Genomic DNA, 18,533 nt, shown 5'->3' with positions numbered 1-18,533 from the left:
GGAAAATAAGAAAGGAGGTTAAAAAATGACAACAATATATTTCGTTCGCCATGCCCATTCTACATATACAAAAGAAGAACGGGAACGACCTTTATCTGAAAAAGGCCACTGTGATGCAGAAAATGTAACGCATTTATTAAAAGATAAACATATTGATGTTGTTATTTCTAGTCCTTACAAAAGAGCAATCCAAACTGTACAAGGAATTGCGAATACATATAAATTATCAATACAAACTGAAGAAGATTTGCGTGAAAGATTATTGAGCACAGAGCCAGTATCAAATTTTAATGATGCTATGCAGAATGTGTGGAAAGATTGGAGTTTTGCATACGAAGGCGGAGAATCGAATACTGTAGCACAAAAGCGCGCTGTAATATGTATACAAAATATATTAAAAAAATATGAAGGTAAGAATATTGTAATAGGTACGCATGGAAATATTATGGTATTACTAATGAATTATTTTAATTCGAAATATGATTTGGAGTTTTGGAAAACACTTCATATGCCTGATGTGTATAAATTAAATTTTGATAAAAATCGTTTCATTTCTGCTGAAAGAATAGAGAAAACAGGTCATCGGTTAAATATTTTGTAAAAGTTTATCAAAAAAAGAGGAAAGAGAGAAGTTATTGTAGAAGTATGACTTTGTAACATAAAAATTATATGTTAAAGGAGGCTGTTTACATGTTTGAGAAAGAGAAAGAAGGGCTTATTGAAGTTCACAACGTATATGAAATTGCACCAGCAGATGGAACAATTATTGGTATGGCAACAGAAGAAGAAATGGAAATTGCTGCTGAACTAGAGCTGCAGTACTATGCCCATTCTCGTTTGCTAGAAGCAAATATTCAGTTAGACGGTTCCTCCTATAAAGAGTTACTTCAGGAGTTCCAGGAGTACGAAAGAAAATCAATGAGCTTTTGGCGAGCAATACATAAGCGTTTAGCTGTGCCATGGGCATGGGTATTACGTATTGATGTTGCGAATGGCCCTATTTATGTAAGTAATGGGAATGCTTATTACGAAGAAATCGATGATGAAGAAGATTATGAATAGATAAGTAAGGAAGCAACTTTAGTTGCTTCCTTTTTTTATTTATAGAGATTGAACAGCCCCAATAATAATATCAGGCCGATCAATTTCGATTCCGTGACCAGCATGTTCGGCAAGTATATATTGGCTATGTATTGAGAGTTGTAATTGTTCATGGATCAGTTCTTGCCACATTGCTTCAAGTTGTGTTGCTTCCTCTTTTGGCATGCCACCATTAGTCAATTGAGTAATAGAATATTGAGGATCTCTACCGATAACGATTAATGGTATTTCTAATGTTTTACATAGCTCTTTTAGTGAGAGAGCACAGTTTTTCCACTCCGATAGTTCAGAAGCTGTCGCTTTATATAATGAAGGCGAGGTAGAGAATCCAATTTGCTGTTTTGATTGATCGGTGAGAATAGGTTTTAGTTCATTATAAAGTGTGTCTACATCCATTTTGGAGTATGTATTATATTTTTCAAGCCACATATCATCCGAGTCAGTTTGATCAGAAATTGGTAAATGAAGTTCATCTAAACGGTGTAAGTTCATCGAAGTAGAATCAACTAAAATAAGTGCTTGCAGCTTATCTTCATGTAACATCGCAAAATGTTGTGCACATAATCCTCCATAGGAATGACCGATTAGAATAAATGGCTCTTGAATAGCTAGTTTGTTTAGTAACATATGCAGCTCTTTTGTAACTTGCCTTATTGTACGTGGTTGATTTCCTAGCTCACTTTTCCCGTAACCTGGGCGATGGTATGAAACGACTGTAAAGTGCTGTGAAAGCTTTTTTATAATAGGAAGCCAATCATAAAATGAGCAACTCATTCCGGTTTGAATGACTACAGTTTGTTTACCACCTCCTTTTATATGTACTTCTATATTTTGCCCCATTATTTCTACAAATTTATGAATGTTAATTCCTCCTAAGCTTGAAATAATTTTTGACAAGCAAAAACGATACACCAAACACCTATACCGAGTAGGACAGATGTACTAAGTGTAAATGAATTTTTTAAACCAATATAGACAATAAATAATAGTAGTGCTGATGCGGGGAATCCATATAATACCCCTAAAGCAAATTGACTCAATTCTTGTTTATTCCCGCCTTCAAATGAAATCCAAAATAGACTAAGTAAACTCACGAGAGGAAGGGCAGCAATAAAGCCACCTATCGTACTGTAGTGTTTAGCGACTTCAGTGATAACGCCGATAATAAGTGCCGAAACGATTACTTTAACGAGGAAATGCATATTTTGCCTCCTTCGCTAATAACGAAAATGCTTTTTCAATTAATTGTTGTTCTTCTTTTGATAACTGTGATTCTAATATTTTTATCTTTTCTTTATCTAGTAAAGTATGTTTTTCTAATACTTCAATTCCTTCAATTGTTAATGTAAGGTTTACCACTCTTTCATCTTTTTTATTTCTCTCTTTAACGATGAACCCCTTTTGAATAAGGCGCTTTATATGTTCAGATGCTGTGTTATGAGAAAGGCTAAGCTCAGTAGCGACTTTTCCAATTGTTATATCTTTCTCACGAGAAACGATTTGTAAAATACGAATTGCTTGGTGGGAAAGATTGTCCTCGTATTCGTATCGTAAGTGATAATAAATGCTCTCCCAATGTTGATTAATGTTGTTCATAATAATAAATCCCCTTTTTTATATCGTATAATAAGATATATTCGTTGTTTTAGAAATAAAATCCTTTTATTTGGATAAAAAATGTTGAAAAAGTTTATTTTTATTGAAATATAAGGTAATCTATGTGTAAAGGTATACATTTAGCAAGAGAGAGGATGATAGTTGTGAATACATTCAAATGGATGAGTCATGAACAGATGTATGTAGATGAAATACATGTTGAAAAATGTGGTCCTCTTTCAGTCGGCGTATATGGGGGAAATCAAGAAAGTGATGCATATGAACGAGGAGATGCGGTACTTGCTTGGTGGGACCCTGAATTACAATTTGAATTTGTTATGATTTTTGATACACACCACAAAACAAAAAATATTGATTATATAATAGAAGCGATTTCAGAAAGAAAAGAGAAATTAAAAGAGTTATTTTCCTATCCAATACATTTAGCTTTTCATCATACACATATGTACTTATTAGCGTTATTTACAGATGAGTTATTTATTAAAAAGTGTGATCAAGATGATGAGGAACTCGCTTGCTTAATTTGTTTACGAAAAGGCGAATTTTTATATTGGTTATCAGTTGGTGATTGTTTCGCGTATTTATTCCATTCTGAGAAAACGAAAAATGGAAAAGGACGATTAAATAAACGGAAAAATTACGAATATATTGGCAGGAAAAATATTTTTGCAGCAAATACACCTTGCTTTACGTCAGGTGTAAGAGGATTAGAAAAAGGAATGAATCACATTGTAATGGCAACGGACGGTATTTTAGAGTGTGACAAACGAAGGTTTGATGATGATCAATCTTTAGTAGAAATATTACACGACGGAAATAGCTTGCAGATTGAGCCCGTATTAACAAATGTACTGCAGTGGAAAGGTAGAGACTGTGCCACGATTATTGGATGGTCTATTGATACTGATAATAAACAATGTGCTAATTAATATAAAAGGAGTTCAAGGTTTTTATCCTTGAACTCCTTTTTGTTAAGCAATATGGATGTGATATGTTTTCAACCATTCATTTACTTGTAGCATATACTCCATGGCACTTCTTGCTTCAAAATTGTTAATCACTTTATTACTTTGATCAGCAATTGAAAGTAAGATGGAATGGTTAATAAGTGAGAAAATAGGATTGTTTTTATTGTTACACATATCAAGTGTTAAATTACGGATTGTTTGTAAGTAGTGTGGATCTTGTGAAGTTGGATAAGCGCTTTTTCTTCTATTGCGTACATCGTCAGGTAAAGCTGGTTGTAGTGCTCTACGTAAAATGCCTTTTTCAATATTATCAATACTTTTTATGTTGAAAGGAACATTCCATAAATATTCAACTAATCTATAATCGCAAAACGGTACACGAACTTCAAATCCAACAGCCATACTCATACGATCTTTACGGTCAAGTAAGAAAGGAAGGAATCTTGTTAAAAATAAATAAAACATTTGACGTTGTTTCGCGGATTTTTTACTTTCGCCTTCAAGAGTAGGTACTTCAAGTATCGCTTCTTGGAATCGTGTATCAATATAGTCTTCTAGATTACATTGGTTACTTACTTCATTTAGTAGAAGAGGAGATGTATTTTTCCAATTTGTTAGCCAAGGAAACTTATCTACATATAGTAGTTCTTCTTGATGAAACCAAGGATATCCACCGAATACTTCATCAGCCGATTCGCCGGATAAAGCTACGGTCGCATCTTTTTTCATTTCGCAAAATAGTAAATATAGTGAAGTTTCCATTTCACCAGCACTCGGTAAATCTTTTGCATGAAGGGGAACGAATAAGTGATTTGCTAATTCTTCAGCATTCACAATAATATCATGATGCGCTGTCCCGACATGTTCAGAAACGCGTTTTACCCAAGGAGCGTCTAAACCAGTGCGAGCAAATGTCAGTTCGAAATCTTTTGCGCTATTTACAAAGTCAACAGAATACGTATGAAGTGTTTTATTTTCAGCAGCAAATTCTTTACCCGCAAGTGCAGTAATACCGCTAGAGTCTAATCCGCCTGATAACATACAAACGAGAGGAACATCGGCAATTAATTGTCTTTTTACTGTATCTTGTAAAATAGATAAAATATGCGAAGATGTATCTTCTATAGAGTCTGTATGGAACTTACTTTCTAAATTCCAATACTTAGTAACTACTTTTTTATGACGTGTAAATGTTATAGAATGTCCAGCACGTACTTCTTGAATATGTTTAAAGACGCCACATCCTGGAGTGCGAAATAAGCCTAATCCAAATATTTCATTTATTCCATTCGCATCAATTTCAGCAGGGACAGATGGATGCGCTAATAATGCTTTAATTTCAGAGCCGAAAATAATACTGCCATTTCTTTCTGTAAAAAAGAGTGGTTTTACACCTAAATGATCTCGTGCTAAAAACAATTGTTGCTTCTGATCATCCCATAAGGCAAAAGCGAAAATTCCGTTTAAATGTCGTACGCAGTCTTCTTTCCATTCTAAATAAGCATGTAGTAATACTTCTGTATCTGAATGGGTTTCAAATGCATGCCCACATTTTTGAAGCTGCTCTCTCAGTTCACGGAAATTATAAATTTCTCCATTATAAGTAAGAGCATACGTATAATCACCAGCACGAAATGTCTTAGGCTGTGTCCCGCCTTCTGGATCAATTACAATTAAACGCCGGTGTGCAAAGGCCGCATGAGGTGAAAACCAAAATCCTTCAGCATCCGGACCACGATGCTGAATACTATTTGCCATCTTTTTTAAAATAACATGTTGATTTGCAAGGTCTTCTTTCCAATCTACCCAACCTGTAATTCCACACATACACATCTCATCTCCTAATTTTTAAAATAGATTAATGAAATAAAATGTACACTAAATTAAAGAGTGACTATATAAATAGTGTACTACATGAATTAAATTACAGACTTGAGAAAGTTTTCTTTGAATGCATAGTTATGTGAGAAAATGGCTAAGGGAAAGTATTCCATTCCATACAAAAAATAAAAAAGATGAGAGAAAAAATTTTCTCAGACGTTATATAGGGTGTAAAAGCTTTTACAAAACAATAAGGGGAATCGCTACATGAAATCAAATGAGAAAAATTTTATAAAAAGATTACAGCGGCAAAAAGAAGACGCGTTAGAATTCGTTGTCGATACATACTTACCACTCATAAAGGGGATCACGCATAAAGTTCTACTTCCCATTCAAAATGATGGACTCATAGAGGAATGTATAAACGATATATTTCTTTCCATTTGGAATAACGCAAATAAATTCCATGGAGAGCCGAGTGATTTTAAAAAGTGGATTGCAGCGATTGCGAAGTTTAAAGCAATTGATTATTACCGGAAATCGACTAAAACAGTAGAAATCATTTCAGATGAGTTTCATATCAGTACAGAAAAATCAGCAGAAGACGAATTAATCGTTATGGAAGATAGGGAAGAATTATTGAAGCTCATTAATCAATTAGAACCGCTAGATCAAAAGGTGTTCATTATGAAATATTTACTTGGTATGAAGACAGAGGAAATAGGTGACAAGTTAGGATTAACTCGGGCAGCAATTGATAATCGAGTGTACCGGGGGAAAAAGAAACTACAACAAAATGCTACGAATATTAGTTTTGGAGGTAGTGCAATATGAAAGACATTTATGAACTATTAAATGATATTGATATAGATGAAAAAGAACTAGAAGAAATTGAGGCTTCTGAAATTGAAAAGGAAAAAGTAAAACGAAATGTAAAACAATCGATACGTACGAAGAAAAAGATGAAAAGTTGGAAAAAAGGTGTCGCTGCTGCATCAATTTTAGTAGGGTTATCGGTTGCAACTCTTGGTATCGGTTTTCCTACATATGCCGGGGGATTGCCAATTGTAGGTGACATATTCCGATTTTTAGATAATGGTAGAACGGGATTATATGAAAATTATAAGGAATTTTCGACTGAGTTGAATATGACAAAAGAGAGTAATGGGGTTAAGGTTACAATTAATGATGTAATTTCTGATGGCAGAACATTATCTATAACGTATTCACTGGAAAGTGAGCAGGACTTAGGGGAGGATCCTATCATATTAGGTGGATTGGATATAATGGACGCTCATGGTAGTTCAGGCAGTGGTAAAATGACTAAAGTTACTGAAAAAAAGTATGTAGGTATGGTAACAACGACGCATCATGATAGCAATAAAAAGGACAAAGTAAACTTTAGATGGAATATAGAGAGAATAGAGATGCCAGATAGGAAAAAATCAATACAAGGTAATTGGAATTTCGCGTTAACTGTAAAATCAGTGGATAGTAAAGAGAGAACAATTGGTGGGAGTTCGGAAAAAGAAGGTATAAAAGCAAATATGGAAAAGGTCGCAATATCGCCAGTTTCATTTATTCTTTATTACAATCAAGAGGTTTCTAAGGGCGCGAGGAAAGAATGGGATAGTGTAGATGTTGAATTGACGGTTAAGGATGATTTAGGGAATATTTATTCGGGTGAAGGAAATGGGGGAAGTGGCAACGATCCTTACAATATCCATTGGAGTGCCACCTTCCAAAAACTAAACGAAAATGCAACAAAGCTTATCGTTACACCTCGCGTGCACTTGCGAGTACATACACCTGAAAATCATGGTGGAGTAGAGTATGTGAATGGGAAAGAGAAGAAAATAGAAGTACCGAAAAAAGAAGCGAAGAGTAAAGATATTGTGTTAGATGATATTGTCATTGATTTAAAGAAATAAAAGAGAGACTGCCTAAAATCATTTAGGCAGTCTTTTTTTTGTTAAGAACTAGTAACGAGCAATGCATGCGGATGCTGCGTTTTATATTCATCTTTCCACGAAATATTTAGTTGTTCCCACGATTCGCCGCTATCATTGGATTGAAAGACGCCATTGTTATTTAACGTGTAGAACGTATGTGGTTCGGCTTCGTTTGTCGCAAACATCGAAATGACTGTACCGATTGCAGATGGTAATCCTTGTTGTACTTGCTGGAACGGAGTATCTTTCGTTTTTCGATAAATATAAGATTCATAAGGGATACGATGATGAGCGAGATCAGCACTTGGCGCAGCAGAAACGAGAATCGTATCACAATCAGCTGGATCGATAGCCATGCTGTATAAATAATGATGTTCAAGTCCTGCACTACATGAGATCCAGCTGTTTCCATTGTTATAACTCTCAAGATAAGCACGATCAGGTCCGCCCATAAATCCGTCACCACATGATGCATAAAGGCGATTTGGTGCTTCAGGGTGCATAAGTAATTGATGAGCATCGATAGGAGCACCGAATTTTTTATCAATCCATGTATGCCCTTTATCATTACTTTGAATAACAGCACCAGCTTCGATTGAAACGTGTATTGTATTAGGGTTGTTTGGATCAACTGTAATCCAGCGTACGTGATGGGTAAAAGGTCTAGGCGGGAAAGCCCATGTATAAGAAGATAATAATGATTTCATATTTTTAAGTTCAGTCCACGTTTCACCACCATTTTCAGAGCGAAATAAAGCGCTCGGTTCTGTGCCGACATAAACGACCCCATATCCGTTAACTTGTTCATTTGAGCTTATTGTTATGGAAGTGATAGAGGAGTGCAAAATACCATCTTCTTTAGGGAAATCAAAGTAACGATAAGAATCTCCAATTGGTCGCCATGAATCCCCACTATCGTCACTTAACCATAGACCTCGTCCAAATGTTCCGCAATATACACGATTCTTTTGAAATGGATCAACAGCGATACAGGTAGGTTGCATATTTTGTAAGTGATAAGTCGTTTCATAGTTATCATTGTGTTCTTTCACTACAACAAGTTCACGTTCCATACAGAGAAATAAACGTTTCATTTAAGTAACCTCCTTAAAAATTCTTTCATTAGTAAACAATATGAAAATAAAAAAGAAGTAGTCTTGTTTTATTTGAGAAAAAGGGATTGTTTAAAAAATAGCGAAGTGTGTATACAGAGGAAGCGGGCGTTTACAATCAGTCAATTCGGGATAAAGATGGGGAGTTTGTTTCATACTAACATACAGATATTGTACTTAAAGGAGTATAAGTATGGGACATTCGCATGATCATGGTCATTTAAAAAATAAAAAGGCGTTACTAATTGCCTTCCTACTAACAACAAGTTTTATGATTGCAGAAGTTGTTGGTGGATTTGTAACAAATAGCTTAGCACTACTATCTGACGCGGGGCATATGCTAAGTGATGCAGTATCTTTAGCTTTAAGTTTACTTGCGTTTAAACTCGGAGAAAAAACAGCAACAACTGCGAAAACATACGGGTATAAGCGAGTCGAAATGTTAGCAGCATTATGTAACGGTGTCGTTCTTATTGTCATTTCGGTATACATTTTTATTGAAGCAATCCGTCGTTTTAAAGAACCAGTTGAGATTGCTAGTAATGGGATGCTCATTATTGCAGTCCTGGGTCTGCTTATTAATATTTTATCAGCTTGGATATTAATGAGAGGCGGAGATGTGAAAGGTAATTTGAATTTAAGAAGTGCTTTCCTGCACGTACTAGGCGATCTATTGGGTTCCGTCGGAGCGATTATTGCTGCGTTACTTATTAAATTTTTCGGATGGACTGCTGCAGATGCGATTGCTAGTATTCTTGTGTCTATTTTAGTCATTATTAGTGGATGGCGTGTAACACGTGATACGGTTCATATATTAATGGAAGGTGCACCACAGCACATAAATGTTGAAGAGGTAAAAAGTACGTTATTAAATATTCCGATTGTCAAAGAAGTTCATGATTTGCACATATGGTCTGTCACATCAGATTTTCAAGTATTAACATGTCATCTTATTATTAAAGGAAATGAAACGCAAAGTGTATTAAAAGAGGCTACGTATGTATTAAAGGAGAAATTTCATGTAGAACATGTCACCATTCAAGTAGAAATAGATGGTGAATTTAATCATGATGAGACAACTTGCAAAGTATGAAAGAAAAAGGATAAGAAAAAGTGTCATAACATTTTTCGCACGGCATACATATATATAATGTGGCCACAAGTACTTTGCAAGGTAAATATTTCATGAAATTACTTTACTTATAAAGAGTCATCTTTTATAATCAAAAGTGGTAATTGATAGAGATTATCATTTTCAATGATCGTAGAAAGGAGTTTTTTAAAAGATGAGTAGTCAACTCCGTTTTGCTGTTGAAAATCGTAAGAGGCATTTAATTGATGAGTTAATTGGAGCAGGTGTGTTTAAGATTCGCGACCGACAATTATACGAGCTGTCTTTAGAGGAATTGGAAAAAGAGTACGAAGATATGGAAGATTATGCGAATATTCAGGCGTAGCTATATAGATTAGTAAAAGGAGAGCTGGTTACGATTTTGTGTAACCAGCTCTTTTTTTACTTCGTAGAAATTATTTTTTGTATTTCTTTCATGGGACGGAGCCAGTTTTGGGTCATTATTTGTTCCATTTGTTTTTCGTCCTGCTTCTGTAATGCTTGAATGATAGAGTGATGTTCTTCAATAGATTGACTTGCTGGAACAAAGTTTTGGAAAAATAAATATTCAAGACGTAAAACGTGAAGTTGCATATTTTCTAGAAAGGGTTCAATATATTGGTTTTTAGCAATAGAAGAAATTGTATTGTGGAATTGTATATCTAATTCTAAAGCTTGTTTTGCGTTTTTTTTCTCTATAGAGTGCTGAAAATGATTATTTATTTCAGAAAGTAGTTGAATATCAGCGTCTGTAATGTTTTGAAGAGCTTGCTTTCCTATAATAGAGTGAAGACCAGCCATCGTTTCATAAATGATAGATACGTCGTCTAATTTAATAGGAGCAATTTTCGTTTTTTGCCCTGGTACCATTTCCACTAATCCAGAAAGCTCTAATATTTGAAGTGCTTCTCTTACAGGTGTTCTGCTTACTCCTAGTGCCTCAGCCAATTCCCCATCATTAATTTTTTCATTGGGCTTCAGTACACCTTCAATAATCCAATTTTGTAGTTGATTTAAAACGAGTGATTTTGCTGAAATTCTTCCTGGTTTTTTATAATTTTGAGGGACAGGCATAGTGAATTCAATCCTTTCATTGTATATTTTCCTTTTTTGTATGAACAAGCTTTAATTTTTGTTTCCCTTCATCTGGCTTTTGGCCTAAGATGAGCACCATTACAATGACACAAAAAGCGCCTAATAATTGAAAAGATTGAAATGGCACGTGCAATATAAGTACAGAAGAAATAATAGCTGCGAGTGGTTCTGTGCAACCAAATAATGTTGTTTCTTTCGGAGTCAGGTATCGTATGCTGTCTAAGTATAAATAAAAGGCAATAAGTGTCCCGAAAATGACGATAAATGTGATGAGCGGTAGGGTACTTAGTTTTACATATTTCATAGTTGATAATAAAATGAATTCGTTTGTAGAAATAAAGTGTACAATCGTTACACCAATACCCCCAATAATCATGCCCCATCCAACGATAACGGAGGAAGACCACTTTTCTAACAATTCCTTTGAATATAAACTATAAAAAGCGAGAGATAATCCAGATAAAATACCCCAAATAATAGCTGGTGTAGAAACAGCCAAGTTATGAACAGACCCGTTTGTTAGTAAGAGAAAAGTGCCTACTAATGAAAGGGTAATTGAAATGAAATCAATTTTTGATGGACGAACGTTCCATTGGAAAAGTAAGTATACAGTGATGAATATAGGAGCTAAATATTGCAATAATGTTGCGACGGCAGCATTCCCTTCTTTAATTGAAGCGAAATACGTATACTGTACAGCAAGCATACCGAATAGACCAAACAAAATCATTTTAATAGCATCAGATTTTTGTTTCCAAATGCCAAATATCTCTTTTTTTCTCGTTCCGAATGAGGAAATAATGAGCAAAATAATTCCAGATATAAGTAAACGGATCGTAACTAACCATTCGGTTGAAACATTGTCATATTGAAAAAGTTGTTGTGCAGCTGTACCAGATAAGCCCCATAAACAAGCACCGATTATGACCATTATAAGTCCTTTTAATCGATTTGAATCCATATGATCTAAAATTCTCCTTTCTAAAAATACAAATTGAATACAATATGCAATATATCAAAGAATGACTCATTAATAAACTGAAATTTCTAATTTGTTTTTTATGTATAGTAAAATATTGTAGAGGAGGGGGAGTATATGTTAGCTGGATTTTTAGTTTGTTTATTTGTTGGGTTACTTATCATTTTTTTAGGGTATCAAATACATGTGAAAAAGAGGGTGTTTTTGTTAGCAGGATATCAAGAAGAAACGTTTGTTGGAGATAAAAATAAATTAGCGAAGCTTTCAGGATCATTTTCTTATATAGTTGGAGTTGCTACTATAATATTACCGCTTGGCTTAGAAAAAATAGGTAATGTAGTTGGTATCGTATATGCTATATTAATTGTTTTAGGTACAATTGTATTCATAATTAAAGCAAACTTATTAAATAAGAGTGCTATAAAGTAAAAAGGCTTCATTCTACTGAAGCCTTTTATTAATTGTTATGAAGTATAAGTAAAAGCCGGGATAGGATCAATAAATGTATTCCAGTTTTGTTGCATTTCTTTTTCTGTTAATAGACAATCATCTAATGATTGTTCAATTAACGAACGGTTCATATCAATTCCAATAAATACGAGTTCGGTTATTCGATCTCCATATTGTTTATCCCAGTTTTTCAATACTTCTGGTTCTTCTGTAATCATTTGATTTCTTTCAGTTTCAGGTAATGCCGCTATCCACTCACCGGCTCCTTGAATTGTAATAGAGGAACCTGCTTGAGATAGAAGCCCTATCATATTATTACGAGATGCCAGCCAGAAGAATCCTTTCGCTCTTACAACATCTAAAGGCCATCTTTCTAGCCAATTCATAAGGCGCTCGGGATGGAAAGGATATTTGCGGCGGTAAACAAAGGAATTGATACCGTATTCTTCCGTTTCTGGTGTATGATGGTAACTATTTAATTCTTGTATCCAGCCGGCCGATTGACTGGCTTCTTCATAATTAAATAGATTTGTGTTTAAAATTTCTTGTAATGGTACTTTGCTAAACGAAGATTCAAGAACTTTTGCATTAGGATTTAATTTTTTTAGTAAATGATGAAGCTCTATCACATCTTCTTTTTCTAGCAAATCTATCTTATTAAGAATAATTACGTTTGCAAATTCAATTTGATCTATTAATAAATCAATAACTTCTCGGGTATCATTCTCATCGATGGCTTGTTTTCGGTCTAATAAACTTTCTCCATCTGCAAAATCATCCCAAAATCTATTTGCATCTACAACTGTAACCATCGTATCGAGGCGACAATTTTTCGTTAAATCAATGTTAAGGACTTCGTCTGTATAAGTAAACGTTTGAGCAACTGGAATAGGCTCACTTATACCAGAAGATTCAATAATAATATAGTCAATATCACCATTTTTCACAAGACGATTCACTTCTATCATTAAATCTTCTCGTAGTGTACAACAAATACAGCCATTTTGAATCTCTACTAGTTTTTCCTCCGTACGTGAAAAACCACCCTTTTTTATAAGAGATGCATCAATGTTTACTTCGCTCATATCATTAACGATAACAGCTACTTTTAAGTTATTCTTATTAGTCAAAATGTGATGTAGTAAGGTAGTTTTTCCAGATCCTAAAAAACCACTTAATACAGTGATAGGTACTTTTTTCATGAAATGATCTCTCCTTTAAATCGTAATGATTACGTTTTATATTAAACGATAGGGAAAGAAAAATCAATAATAAATCATAATGATTACGATTTAAGAATAGAAATAGACTATAAAATTTGTGCTGTAGTATGAAGCATTTGGACAAGCACATGTTTACATGTAAATAAAATGGAGGCGAGAAGCTTGGTCTTTAATAGAGTTTCAAAAGAATTAGTAGGCATAGCTCTTATCGCTATGTTTCTCTTTTTATTATTTTTTGTAGATTTTACAAGTCTAGTAAATTTGCACAAAAATATACCGCAGGAATGGCTGAATGTGAATACGGTATTTTTAAGTATCATTTTTGAAGCAATACCTTTTATTTTATTAGGGGTAATTGTTTCTTCATTTATTCAAGTGTTTGTGACGGAAGATATGATTCAAAAAGTAATGCCGAAATCTCCAATTGTTGCAATGATTCCAGCAGTATTTGTGGGAGTTCTTTTTCCAATGTGTGAATGTGTCATTATACCAATTGTAAGAAGACTCATTCAAAAAGGGCTACCACTTCATGTAGGCATTGTTATTTTATTGAGTGCACCCATTATGAATCCAGTTGTTCTTTTATCTACTGTATATGCGTTTCCAAAAAATGATTACGTTGTATATGCACGCTTTGGGATAACAATTTTAGTTGCTCTATTTATAGGGCTAATTGTGTATTACTGCTATCGCGAAAGAAATGTTTTAAAAGACGTAGAGGTTTCAGTTCAAATAAGCAAAAAAAAGAGTTGGAAAGATGTTATGAATCACATTGTAGATGAGTTTTTTGATACTGGTAAATATTTATTGATAGGTGCTTTTTTAGCAAGTGTATTTCAGACGTTTTTTGATCGGAATATACTGGATGCAGTAGCACATAACGAAGTAATTGCCCCTTTTATTATGATGGGATTTGGTTATGTTTTATCAATTTGCTCTGCAGCCGATGCTTTTATAGCTGCATCTTTTGGACATGTTTTCTCGGTAAAGGCACTTCTCGCATTTCTTGTGTTTGGGCCTATGCTTGATATGAAAAATACGTTAATGCTATTTGCGTATTTTCAAAAGAAATTTGTATTCTTTTTGATGGGAATTGTCATTGTATCTGTGTATACCATCCTGCAAATCATAATGTTATAGGAGGTGAGAAAGAATGGAGAAAGAGGAGCAGAAGGCGTATCATCGCTATATACGTGGCATTATTTTAATGGGTTTAGCAATGCTCTTATTTAAACTACTTGTAACAGGAAATATTTATAATTTTATCGCTCCAAAAATGATCAAATTTACGTATATAGCTTTTGTAGTAATTTTAATTTTTGGTATTGTACAAGTTTGGGGAGATGGAAGAGAAAAACAGCATGATTGTAATTGTTGTAAACATCATACAACATCAAAATCAGGGATAAAAAGTTTCTTTGTATATGTTTTATTTGTTGTTCCGATAGTTAGTGCTTTTCTCTTTGGAAGTGTAACAATTGATGGAAGTTTAGCAGGAAAAAGGGGTATGAATCAAAGTGTACAGGCGAGAAGTCTGGAAAGAAACGAAAAAGAGGGGAAACAGGTTAAGTTTGATGAGCGAGAAGTATTAGTTGATTCAGAAGAAACATCAAATTTAGCAACGACTTATAAAACGGAAGAGCAAGTAGTAAAAAGTATGTTAGGACAGCGTAAACTACAAGTAAAGGATAAGGATTATGTTCAAACAATGAATGTAATTGGTCAAAATATTAATTGGTTTAAAGGGAAAGAAATTACATTTTTAGGGTTTATATATAAGGATAAAGATGTGACGGGTAATAAAGCAGTAGTGGCTCGATATGGCATAACTTGTTGTATTGCGGATGCATCAGTCTGGGGGATGATTGTTACCGGGAAAAATATTGAAAAAATTCCAGAAGAAACATGGGTGAAAATAACAGGATTATTAGATGAAACGACATATAAAGGAACAGTCTTTCCACTTGTAAAAGTAAACAAAATCGAGAAAATTAATAAGCCAACTGACCCATATGTATATGATGCTTTACCTCAATAGAAAAGAATAAATTCTTCATATTTTCATGAAATAGAATCATAATCAAGGCGATAAAAAAATAAAGATAAGAGTAATTTGGTTTGTTAAAAATATGTGCAGAAGGAGTTATGCGATGAACTGGGTTACTCATAAACCATCATTTGAATTTGAAACATTTAGTCCTATTATTCGGTCACAATCTGCGTGGAGTGGACATTTAGATTTTGCATATGACTTAGTACGATTTGAAAAACCAGAAACTTTAGTTGAGTTAGGTACACATTTAGGAGCTTCCTTTTTTAGTTTTTGTCAGGGAGTAAAAGATGGAGGGTTATCGACTAAATGCTTTGCAGTAGATACTTGGGCTGGAGATGGGCATACAGGTCCATATGGAGAAGGGGTTTTTCAAATAGTAGAAAAAGTAGTGAGCGATAACTACCTTAATATAGGAAATTTAATTCGATCTACTTTTGATGATGCTGTAGACCGGTTTCAAGATGAAACGATAAATCTTTTGCATATTGATGGCTATCATACGTATGAAGCTGTTTCTCACGATTATAATACATGGCTACCGAAAGTCGCGAAAAACGGTATTGTATTATTTCATGATATTGAAGTTAGAAGTAGTGATTTCGGCGTATATAAGTTTTGGGATGAGGTAAAAGCGAAGTACCCTCATTTTCAATTTGCGCATTCATATGGACTGGGAGTGTTATTTCCGAAGGGTTGTAGTGATAAGTTTGAGGAAATACTTAAAAATAAAGAAGAAATACAAAATATGTATAAATAAAGGTAGGGCATGCATCATTTTAATGATGTGTGCCCTATTTTTTATGTAGAAAATAATGGTGTGAATTAAAAAGCGAAGATAGTTGTAAAAAGTTTTATTGCAGCAAATATTAAAAAAGTTAGTATGGTATTTTTCTTTGTAAATAAAGTGAAGCTTTAATACGTTCATATCAATTCGGAATTTTACAGTAGTTAATTTCTTACCTAAGTGCTTTGCACTTACTGAATTTTGAGACGGGGGTCTTATTGGCCGAAAATATCGGGATAAATAAAAATACAACATTTTTTATATTTTTCATTGCGAAAAACGTAATCTACTTTTACAATAGAAAGGGTTGTGAATATATTATACTGGAAAAATAAATCGAAATAATATGAAAATTTTGTTTTGTCTTCGCTAATTGTATATTACATACATGTAAGACGACATACGTCATGTTATCGACTTGTAAGGAGAGAAAAAAATGAAAAGTGTAAGATTACCATCGATGCTAGAAATCATAGTTCTTTTATTACTATTTCTTGCTGTTGTCTTTTCCTTCCAAACGATTTTTGATCTCCCAATTCAATTAGCGCTATTTATTTCATGGTTTTTAGTAATTGCGCTTGGATTAAGATTAGGATTTCGTTATCAAGAATTGCAAGATGCAATTACGAAAGGGATTTCTAACGGATTAGAAGCGATACTGATTTTAGTTGCAGTAGGTGCTTTAATTGGAACATGGATTGCTGGTGGGGTAGTACCAACATTAATCTATTATGGATTAGAATTTATTCACCCTAGCATATTCCTATTAGCAACATTAATTATTTGTTCTATAACTTCTATCGCAACAGGAACGTCTTGGGGAACAGTGGGAACAGCAGGTATTGCTATGATGGCGATTGGTGAAGGACTTGGTTTACCACTTCCGCTTGTTGCTGGTGCAGTTCTTTCAGGAGCTTATTTCGGCGACAAATTATCACCACTTTCTGATAGCACAGTTCTTGCAGCTTCTATGGCGAAAGTAGATGTTATTGCTCACGTTCGAGCTATGCTCGTATTAGATGTTCCAGCTTATATTATTACTAGTATTATGTTTACTGTAGCTGGTTGGATGTATGGCGGCGATAATGTAGATTTGAATCGAGTAGAATTTTTAAAAGAAGCTTTATTAAAGCAATTTGATATTAAAATATGGATGCTTGTTCCGGCGGTCATTGTTATCGTTCTATTAGCGATGAAGAAACCGTCTATGCCAACAATTGCAATGGGAGCTTTAATTGGTGCAATTTGGGCAACCCTTTTCCAAGGGATGAACTTTGGAGAGGCGATTGGAACAGCTTATAACGGATTCTCAATTCAATCTGGTGTTGAGTTTGTTGACAAGTTATTAAACCGTGGTGGAATTAACGGCATGCTTGGCTCAGTAGCCGTTATTATTTTCGGTTTAGGATTTGGTGGATTACTTGAAAAACTAGGTGTTTTAAAAGTAATCGTATCAAAATTTGAGAAGAAATTAAATTCTGCAGGTAATGTAACATTGTCTACATTAATCGTGGCATTCTTAGCTAATATATTTGGTTGTGCGATGTATGTATCACTAATTTTAACACCAAAAATTATGGAAGATAGCTATGATAAATTAAAAATAGACCGTCGTGTATTAGCGCGTAACTCAGAAGTAGGTGGAACGTTAACTTCAGGTATGGTTCCATGGTCTGATAATGGTATTTTTATGGCTGGTATTTTAGGTGTAGCAACGTTCTCATACGTTCCGTTTATGTGGTTAAGCTTCGTATCGTTAATTTTAGCAGTTATTTACGGATATACAGGCAAATTCATCTGGTATGTAGATGATGCCGATAAAGGAAAGCAAGCATCATAAAATAAAAATCACCTTCTACAATATGTAGAAGGTGATTTTTTTATTTTTTAATAGCATTTGCTGAAGTTATTTCATTCTCATATTTAGCAATTTTTTGTTGTATCTTTTTTAAGTTTTTTTCAGTGTCTTGAATGAGCTGTAAGACATTGGTCTCCTGTTGTTTCATTAATTCTAACCTTTGAAGGATGGTAGATTCTCCTTCCATAGACCAGTCGATAAATTGTTTTATTTTTTGAATTGGCATACCAGTGTTTTTTAAACACAAAATCATCTCTAAATATTTCAGTGCTTCTTCATCAAAAACTCGATCTCCTTTTTCGTTTCTTTGCAGAAAAGGAAACAGTCCTTGTTTATCGTAATAACGTATTTGAGAAATAGTTAAGTGTTGCATTTTGGCGACTTGCCCAATTGTATAATACATATCATT

Annotated in this window: 21 protein-coding genes; 12 read left to right on the top strand and 9 right to left on the bottom strand. The window is 34.1% G+C overall.

Going from position 1 to position 18,533, the window contains the following annotated elements; translation table 11 throughout:
• The first annotated feature begins 25 nt into the window (after positions 1–25).
• Positions 26–601, top strand: a complete 576-nt coding sequence (locus AU379_RS15225) for a histidine phosphatase family protein (protein WP_000208266.1) — start codon at positions 26–28, stop codon at positions 599–601.
• Between the two features lie 89 nt (positions 602–690).
• Positions 691–1,062 (top strand): hypothetical protein, encoded by a 372-nt coding sequence (locus AU379_RS15220; RefSeq protein WP_000461766.1) that lies wholly within the window; start codon positions 691–693, stop codon positions 1,060–1,062.
• A gap of 39 nt (positions 1,063–1,101) precedes the next feature.
• On the opposite strand, the gene AU379_RS15215 is transcribed toward AU379_RS15220, so the two are convergent.
• From AU379_RS15215 to AU379_RS15205, 3 genes are read right to left on the bottom strand one after another with little or no spacing between them, the layout of a single operon-like run.
• Positions 1,102–2,013 carry an alpha/beta hydrolase gene (locus AU379_RS15215; protein WP_061139458.1) on the bottom strand — a complete coding sequence of 304 codons (912 nt, stop codon included), beginning with the start codon at positions 2,011–2,013 and terminating at the stop codon, positions 1,102–1,104.
• Positions 1,974–2,303, bottom strand: coding sequence for a DUF3147 family protein (locus AU379_RS15210; protein WP_000545640.1), 330 nt, complete (start codon positions 2,301–2,303; stop codon positions 1,974–1,976). The genes AU379_RS15215 and AU379_RS15210 overlap by 40 nt, the downstream gene beginning before the upstream one ends.
• Entirely contained in the window at positions 2,287–2,697 is a 411-nt protein-coding gene (locus tag AU379_RS15205) for a MarR family transcriptional regulator (RefSeq protein WP_001059785.1), read from the bottom strand. The genes AU379_RS15210 and AU379_RS15205 overlap by 17 nt, the downstream gene beginning before the upstream one ends.
• A gap of 122 nt (positions 2,698–2,819) precedes the next feature.
• Between AU379_RS15205 and AU379_RS15200 the strand changes: the two genes are divergently transcribed.
• A complete protein-coding gene (locus tag AU379_RS15200) occupies positions 2,820–3,647 on the top strand; it encodes a protein phosphatase 2C domain-containing protein (protein WP_001999549.1) in 828 nt (275 codons plus the stop codon).
• A gap of 42 nt (positions 3,648–3,689) precedes the next feature.
• On the opposite strand, the gene asnB is transcribed toward AU379_RS15200, so the two are convergent.
• Entirely contained in the window at positions 3,690–5,513 is a 1,824-nt protein-coding gene (gene asnB, locus AU379_RS15195; RefSeq protein WP_044584289.1) for an asparagine synthase (glutamine-hydrolyzing), read from the bottom strand.
• A gap of 261 nt (positions 5,514–5,774) precedes the next feature.
• Here asnB and AU379_RS15190 point away from each other — a divergent pair, with 261 nt between their 5' ends.
• Positions 5,775–6,341 (top strand): sigma-70 family RNA polymerase sigma factor, encoded by a 567-nt coding sequence (locus AU379_RS15190; RefSeq protein WP_000840007.1) that lies wholly within the window; start codon positions 5,775–5,777, stop codon positions 6,339–6,341.
• Positions 6,338–7,438 (top strand): DUF4179 domain-containing protein, encoded by a 1,101-nt coding sequence (locus tag AU379_RS15185; protein WP_003312848.1) that lies wholly within the window; start codon positions 6,338–6,340, stop codon positions 7,436–7,438. The genes AU379_RS15190 and AU379_RS15185 overlap by 4 nt, the downstream gene beginning before the upstream one ends.
• A gap of 41 nt (positions 7,439–7,479) precedes the next feature.
• Here AU379_RS15185 and AU379_RS15180 read toward each other — a convergent pair whose 3' ends face one another.
• Entirely contained in the window at positions 7,480–8,553 is a 1,074-nt protein-coding gene (locus AU379_RS15180; protein WP_000825300.1) for a hypothetical protein, read from the bottom strand.
• Positions 8,554–8,764: 211 nt separating this feature from the next.
• On the opposite strand from AU379_RS15180, the gene AU379_RS15175 reads away from it, so the two are divergent.
• Positions 8,765–9,664, top strand: coding sequence for a cation diffusion facilitator family transporter (locus AU379_RS15175; RefSeq protein WP_061139457.1), 900 nt, complete (start codon positions 8,765–8,767; stop codon positions 9,662–9,664).
• 193 nt (positions 9,665–9,857) lie between these two features.
• Positions 9,858–10,028 carry a Fur-regulated basic protein FbpA gene (gene fbpA, locus AU379_RS15170; protein ID WP_000098302.1) on the top strand — a complete coding sequence of 57 codons (171 nt, stop codon included), beginning with the start codon at positions 9,858–9,860 and terminating at the stop codon, positions 10,026–10,028.
• Between the two features lie 56 nt (positions 10,029–10,084).
• Here the strand turns inward: fbpA and AU379_RS15165 are convergent, their stop codons facing one another.
• Positions 10,085–10,756, bottom strand: coding sequence for a GntR family transcriptional regulator (locus AU379_RS15165; protein WP_061139456.1), 672 nt, complete (start codon positions 10,754–10,756; stop codon positions 10,085–10,087).
• A gap of 16 nt (positions 10,757–10,772) precedes the next feature.
• Positions 10,773–11,738 (bottom strand): DMT family transporter, encoded by a 966-nt coding sequence (locus AU379_RS15160; RefSeq protein ID WP_061139455.1) that lies wholly within the window; start codon positions 11,736–11,738, stop codon positions 10,773–10,775.
• Between the two features lie 135 nt (positions 11,739–11,873).
• On the opposite strand from AU379_RS15160, the gene AU379_RS15155 reads away from it, so the two are divergent.
• Positions 11,874–12,185, top strand: a complete 312-nt coding sequence (locus tag AU379_RS15155) for a DUF3784 domain-containing protein (RefSeq protein WP_000879381.1) — start codon at positions 11,874–11,876, stop codon at positions 12,183–12,185.
• A gap of 35 nt (positions 12,186–12,220) precedes the next feature.
• Here the strand turns inward: AU379_RS15155 and AU379_RS15150 are convergent, their stop codons facing one another.
• Entirely contained in the window at positions 12,221–13,408 is a 1,188-nt protein-coding gene (locus AU379_RS15150; protein ID WP_050821756.1) for a GTP-binding protein, read from the bottom strand.
• Between the two features lie 168 nt (positions 13,409–13,576).
• On the opposite strand from AU379_RS15150, the gene AU379_RS15145 reads away from it, so the two are divergent.
• The 4 genes from AU379_RS15145 to nhaC all read left to right on the top strand — a co-directional run bounded on the left by AU379_RS15145 (position 13,577) and on the right by nhaC (position 18,106).
• Entirely contained in the window at positions 13,577–14,569 is a 993-nt protein-coding gene (locus tag AU379_RS15145; protein ID WP_002061090.1) for a permease, read from the top strand.
• A 13-nt stretch (positions 14,570–14,582) separates the two neighbouring features.
• Positions 14,583–15,467, top strand: coding sequence for a TIGR03943 family protein (locus AU379_RS15140; protein WP_061139454.1), 885 nt, complete (start codon positions 14,583–14,585; stop codon positions 15,465–15,467).
• Between the two features lie 112 nt (positions 15,468–15,579).
• The gene (locus tag AU379_RS15135; protein WP_001104673.1) at positions 15,580–16,239 is read left to right on the top strand and encodes a class I SAM-dependent methyltransferase; all 660 of its coding nucleotides are present in this window, start codon (positions 15,580–15,582) and stop codon (positions 16,237–16,239) included.
• A gap of 463 nt (positions 16,240–16,702) precedes the next feature.
• Positions 16,703–18,106 carry a Na+/H+ antiporter NhaC gene (gene nhaC / locus AU379_RS15130; protein ID WP_000843992.1) on the top strand — a complete coding sequence of 468 codons (1,404 nt, stop codon included), beginning with the start codon at positions 16,703–16,705 and terminating at the stop codon, positions 18,104–18,106.
• 40 nt (positions 18,107–18,146) lie between these two features.
• Here the strand turns inward: nhaC and AU379_RS15125 are convergent, their stop codons facing one another.
• On the bottom strand, positions 18,147–18,527 hold the full coding sequence (locus AU379_RS15125) for a MerR family transcriptional regulator (RefSeq protein ID WP_000291861.1): 381 nt from the start codon (positions 18,525–18,527) through the stop codon (positions 18,147–18,149).
• Between the last annotated feature and the right edge of the window lie 6 nt (positions 18,528–18,533).

The sequence above is a fragment of the Bacillus sp. JH7 genome (genome assembly GCF_001563515.1).
In the GTDB taxonomy this organism is placed as follows: domain Bacteria; phylum Bacillota; class Bacilli; order Bacillales; family Bacillaceae_G; genus Bacillus_A; species Bacillus_A cereus.
Note: the sequence above shows the minus strand (reverse complement) of the source record. Positions and strands in the feature narration are given on the sequence as shown.

Excerpts from the sequence above, each read along its gene's own strand:
- fbpA (WP_000098302.1), top strand. The coding sequence starts at position 9,858 with ATGAGTAGTCAACTCCGTTTTGCTGTTGAAAATCGTAAGAGGCATTTA.
- AU379_RS15185 (WP_003312848.1), top strand. The coding sequence starts at position 6,338 with ATGAAAGACATTTATGAACTATTAAATGATATTGATATAGATGAAAAA.
- nhaC (WP_000843992.1), top strand. The coding sequence starts at position 16,703 with ATGAAAAGTGTAAGATTACCATCGATGCTAGAAATCATAGTTCTTTTA.
- AU379_RS15135 (WP_001104673.1), top strand. The coding sequence starts at position 15,580 with ATGAACTGGGTTACTCATAAACCATCATTTGAATTTGAAACATTTAGT.
- AU379_RS15165 (WP_061139456.1), bottom strand. The coding sequence starts at position 10,756 with ATGCCTGTCCCTCAAAATTATAAAAAACCAGGAAGAATTTCAGCAAAA.
- AU379_RS15160 (WP_061139455.1), bottom strand. The coding sequence starts at position 11,738 with ATGGATTCAAATCGATTAAAAGGACTTATAATGGTCATAATCGGTGCT.
- AU379_RS15145 (WP_002061090.1), top strand. The coding sequence starts at position 13,577 with ATGGAGGCGAGAAGCTTGGTCTTTAATAGAGTTTCAAAAGAATTAGTA.
- AU379_RS15205 (WP_001059785.1), bottom strand. The coding sequence starts at position 2,697 with ATGAACAACATTAATCAACATTGGGAGAGCATTTATTATCACTTACGA.
- AU379_RS15175 (WP_061139457.1), top strand. The coding sequence starts at position 8,765 with ATGGGACATTCGCATGATCATGGTCATTTAAAAAATAAAAAGGCGTTA.
- AU379_RS15180 (WP_000825300.1), bottom strand. The coding sequence starts at position 8,553 with ATGAAACGTTTATTTCTCTGTATGGAACGTGAACTTGTTGTAGTGAAA.
- AU379_RS15125 (WP_000291861.1), bottom strand. The coding sequence starts at position 18,527 with ATGTATTATACAATTGGGCAAGTCGCCAAAATGCAACACTTAACTATT.
- AU379_RS15150 (WP_050821756.1), bottom strand. The coding sequence starts at position 13,408 with ATGAAAAAAGTACCTATCACTGTATTAAGTGGTTTTTTAGGATCTGGA.
- AU379_RS15190 (WP_000840007.1), top strand. The coding sequence starts at position 5,775 with ATGAAATCAAATGAGAAAAATTTTATAAAAAGATTACAGCGGCAAAAA.
- AU379_RS15210 (WP_000545640.1), bottom strand. The coding sequence starts at position 2,303 with ATGCATTTCCTCGTTAAAGTAATCGTTTCGGCACTTATTATCGGCGTT.
- asnB (WP_044584289.1), bottom strand. The coding sequence starts at position 5,513 with ATGTGTGGAATTACAGGTTGGGTAGATTGGAAAGAAGACCTTGCAAAT.
- AU379_RS15200 (WP_001999549.1), top strand. The coding sequence starts at position 2,820 with ATGTGTAAAGGTATACATTTAGCAAGAGAGAGGATGATAGTTGTGAAT.
- AU379_RS15225 (WP_000208266.1), top strand. The coding sequence starts at position 26 with ATGACAACAATATATTTCGTTCGCCATGCCCATTCTACATATACAAAA.
- AU379_RS15155 (WP_000879381.1), top strand. The coding sequence starts at position 11,874 with ATGTTAGCTGGATTTTTAGTTTGTTTATTTGTTGGGTTACTTATCATT.
- AU379_RS15220 (WP_000461766.1), top strand. The coding sequence starts at position 691 with ATGTTTGAGAAAGAGAAAGAAGGGCTTATTGAAGTTCACAACGTATAT.
- AU379_RS15140 (WP_061139454.1), top strand. The coding sequence starts at position 14,583 with ATGGAGAAAGAGGAGCAGAAGGCGTATCATCGCTATATACGTGGCATT.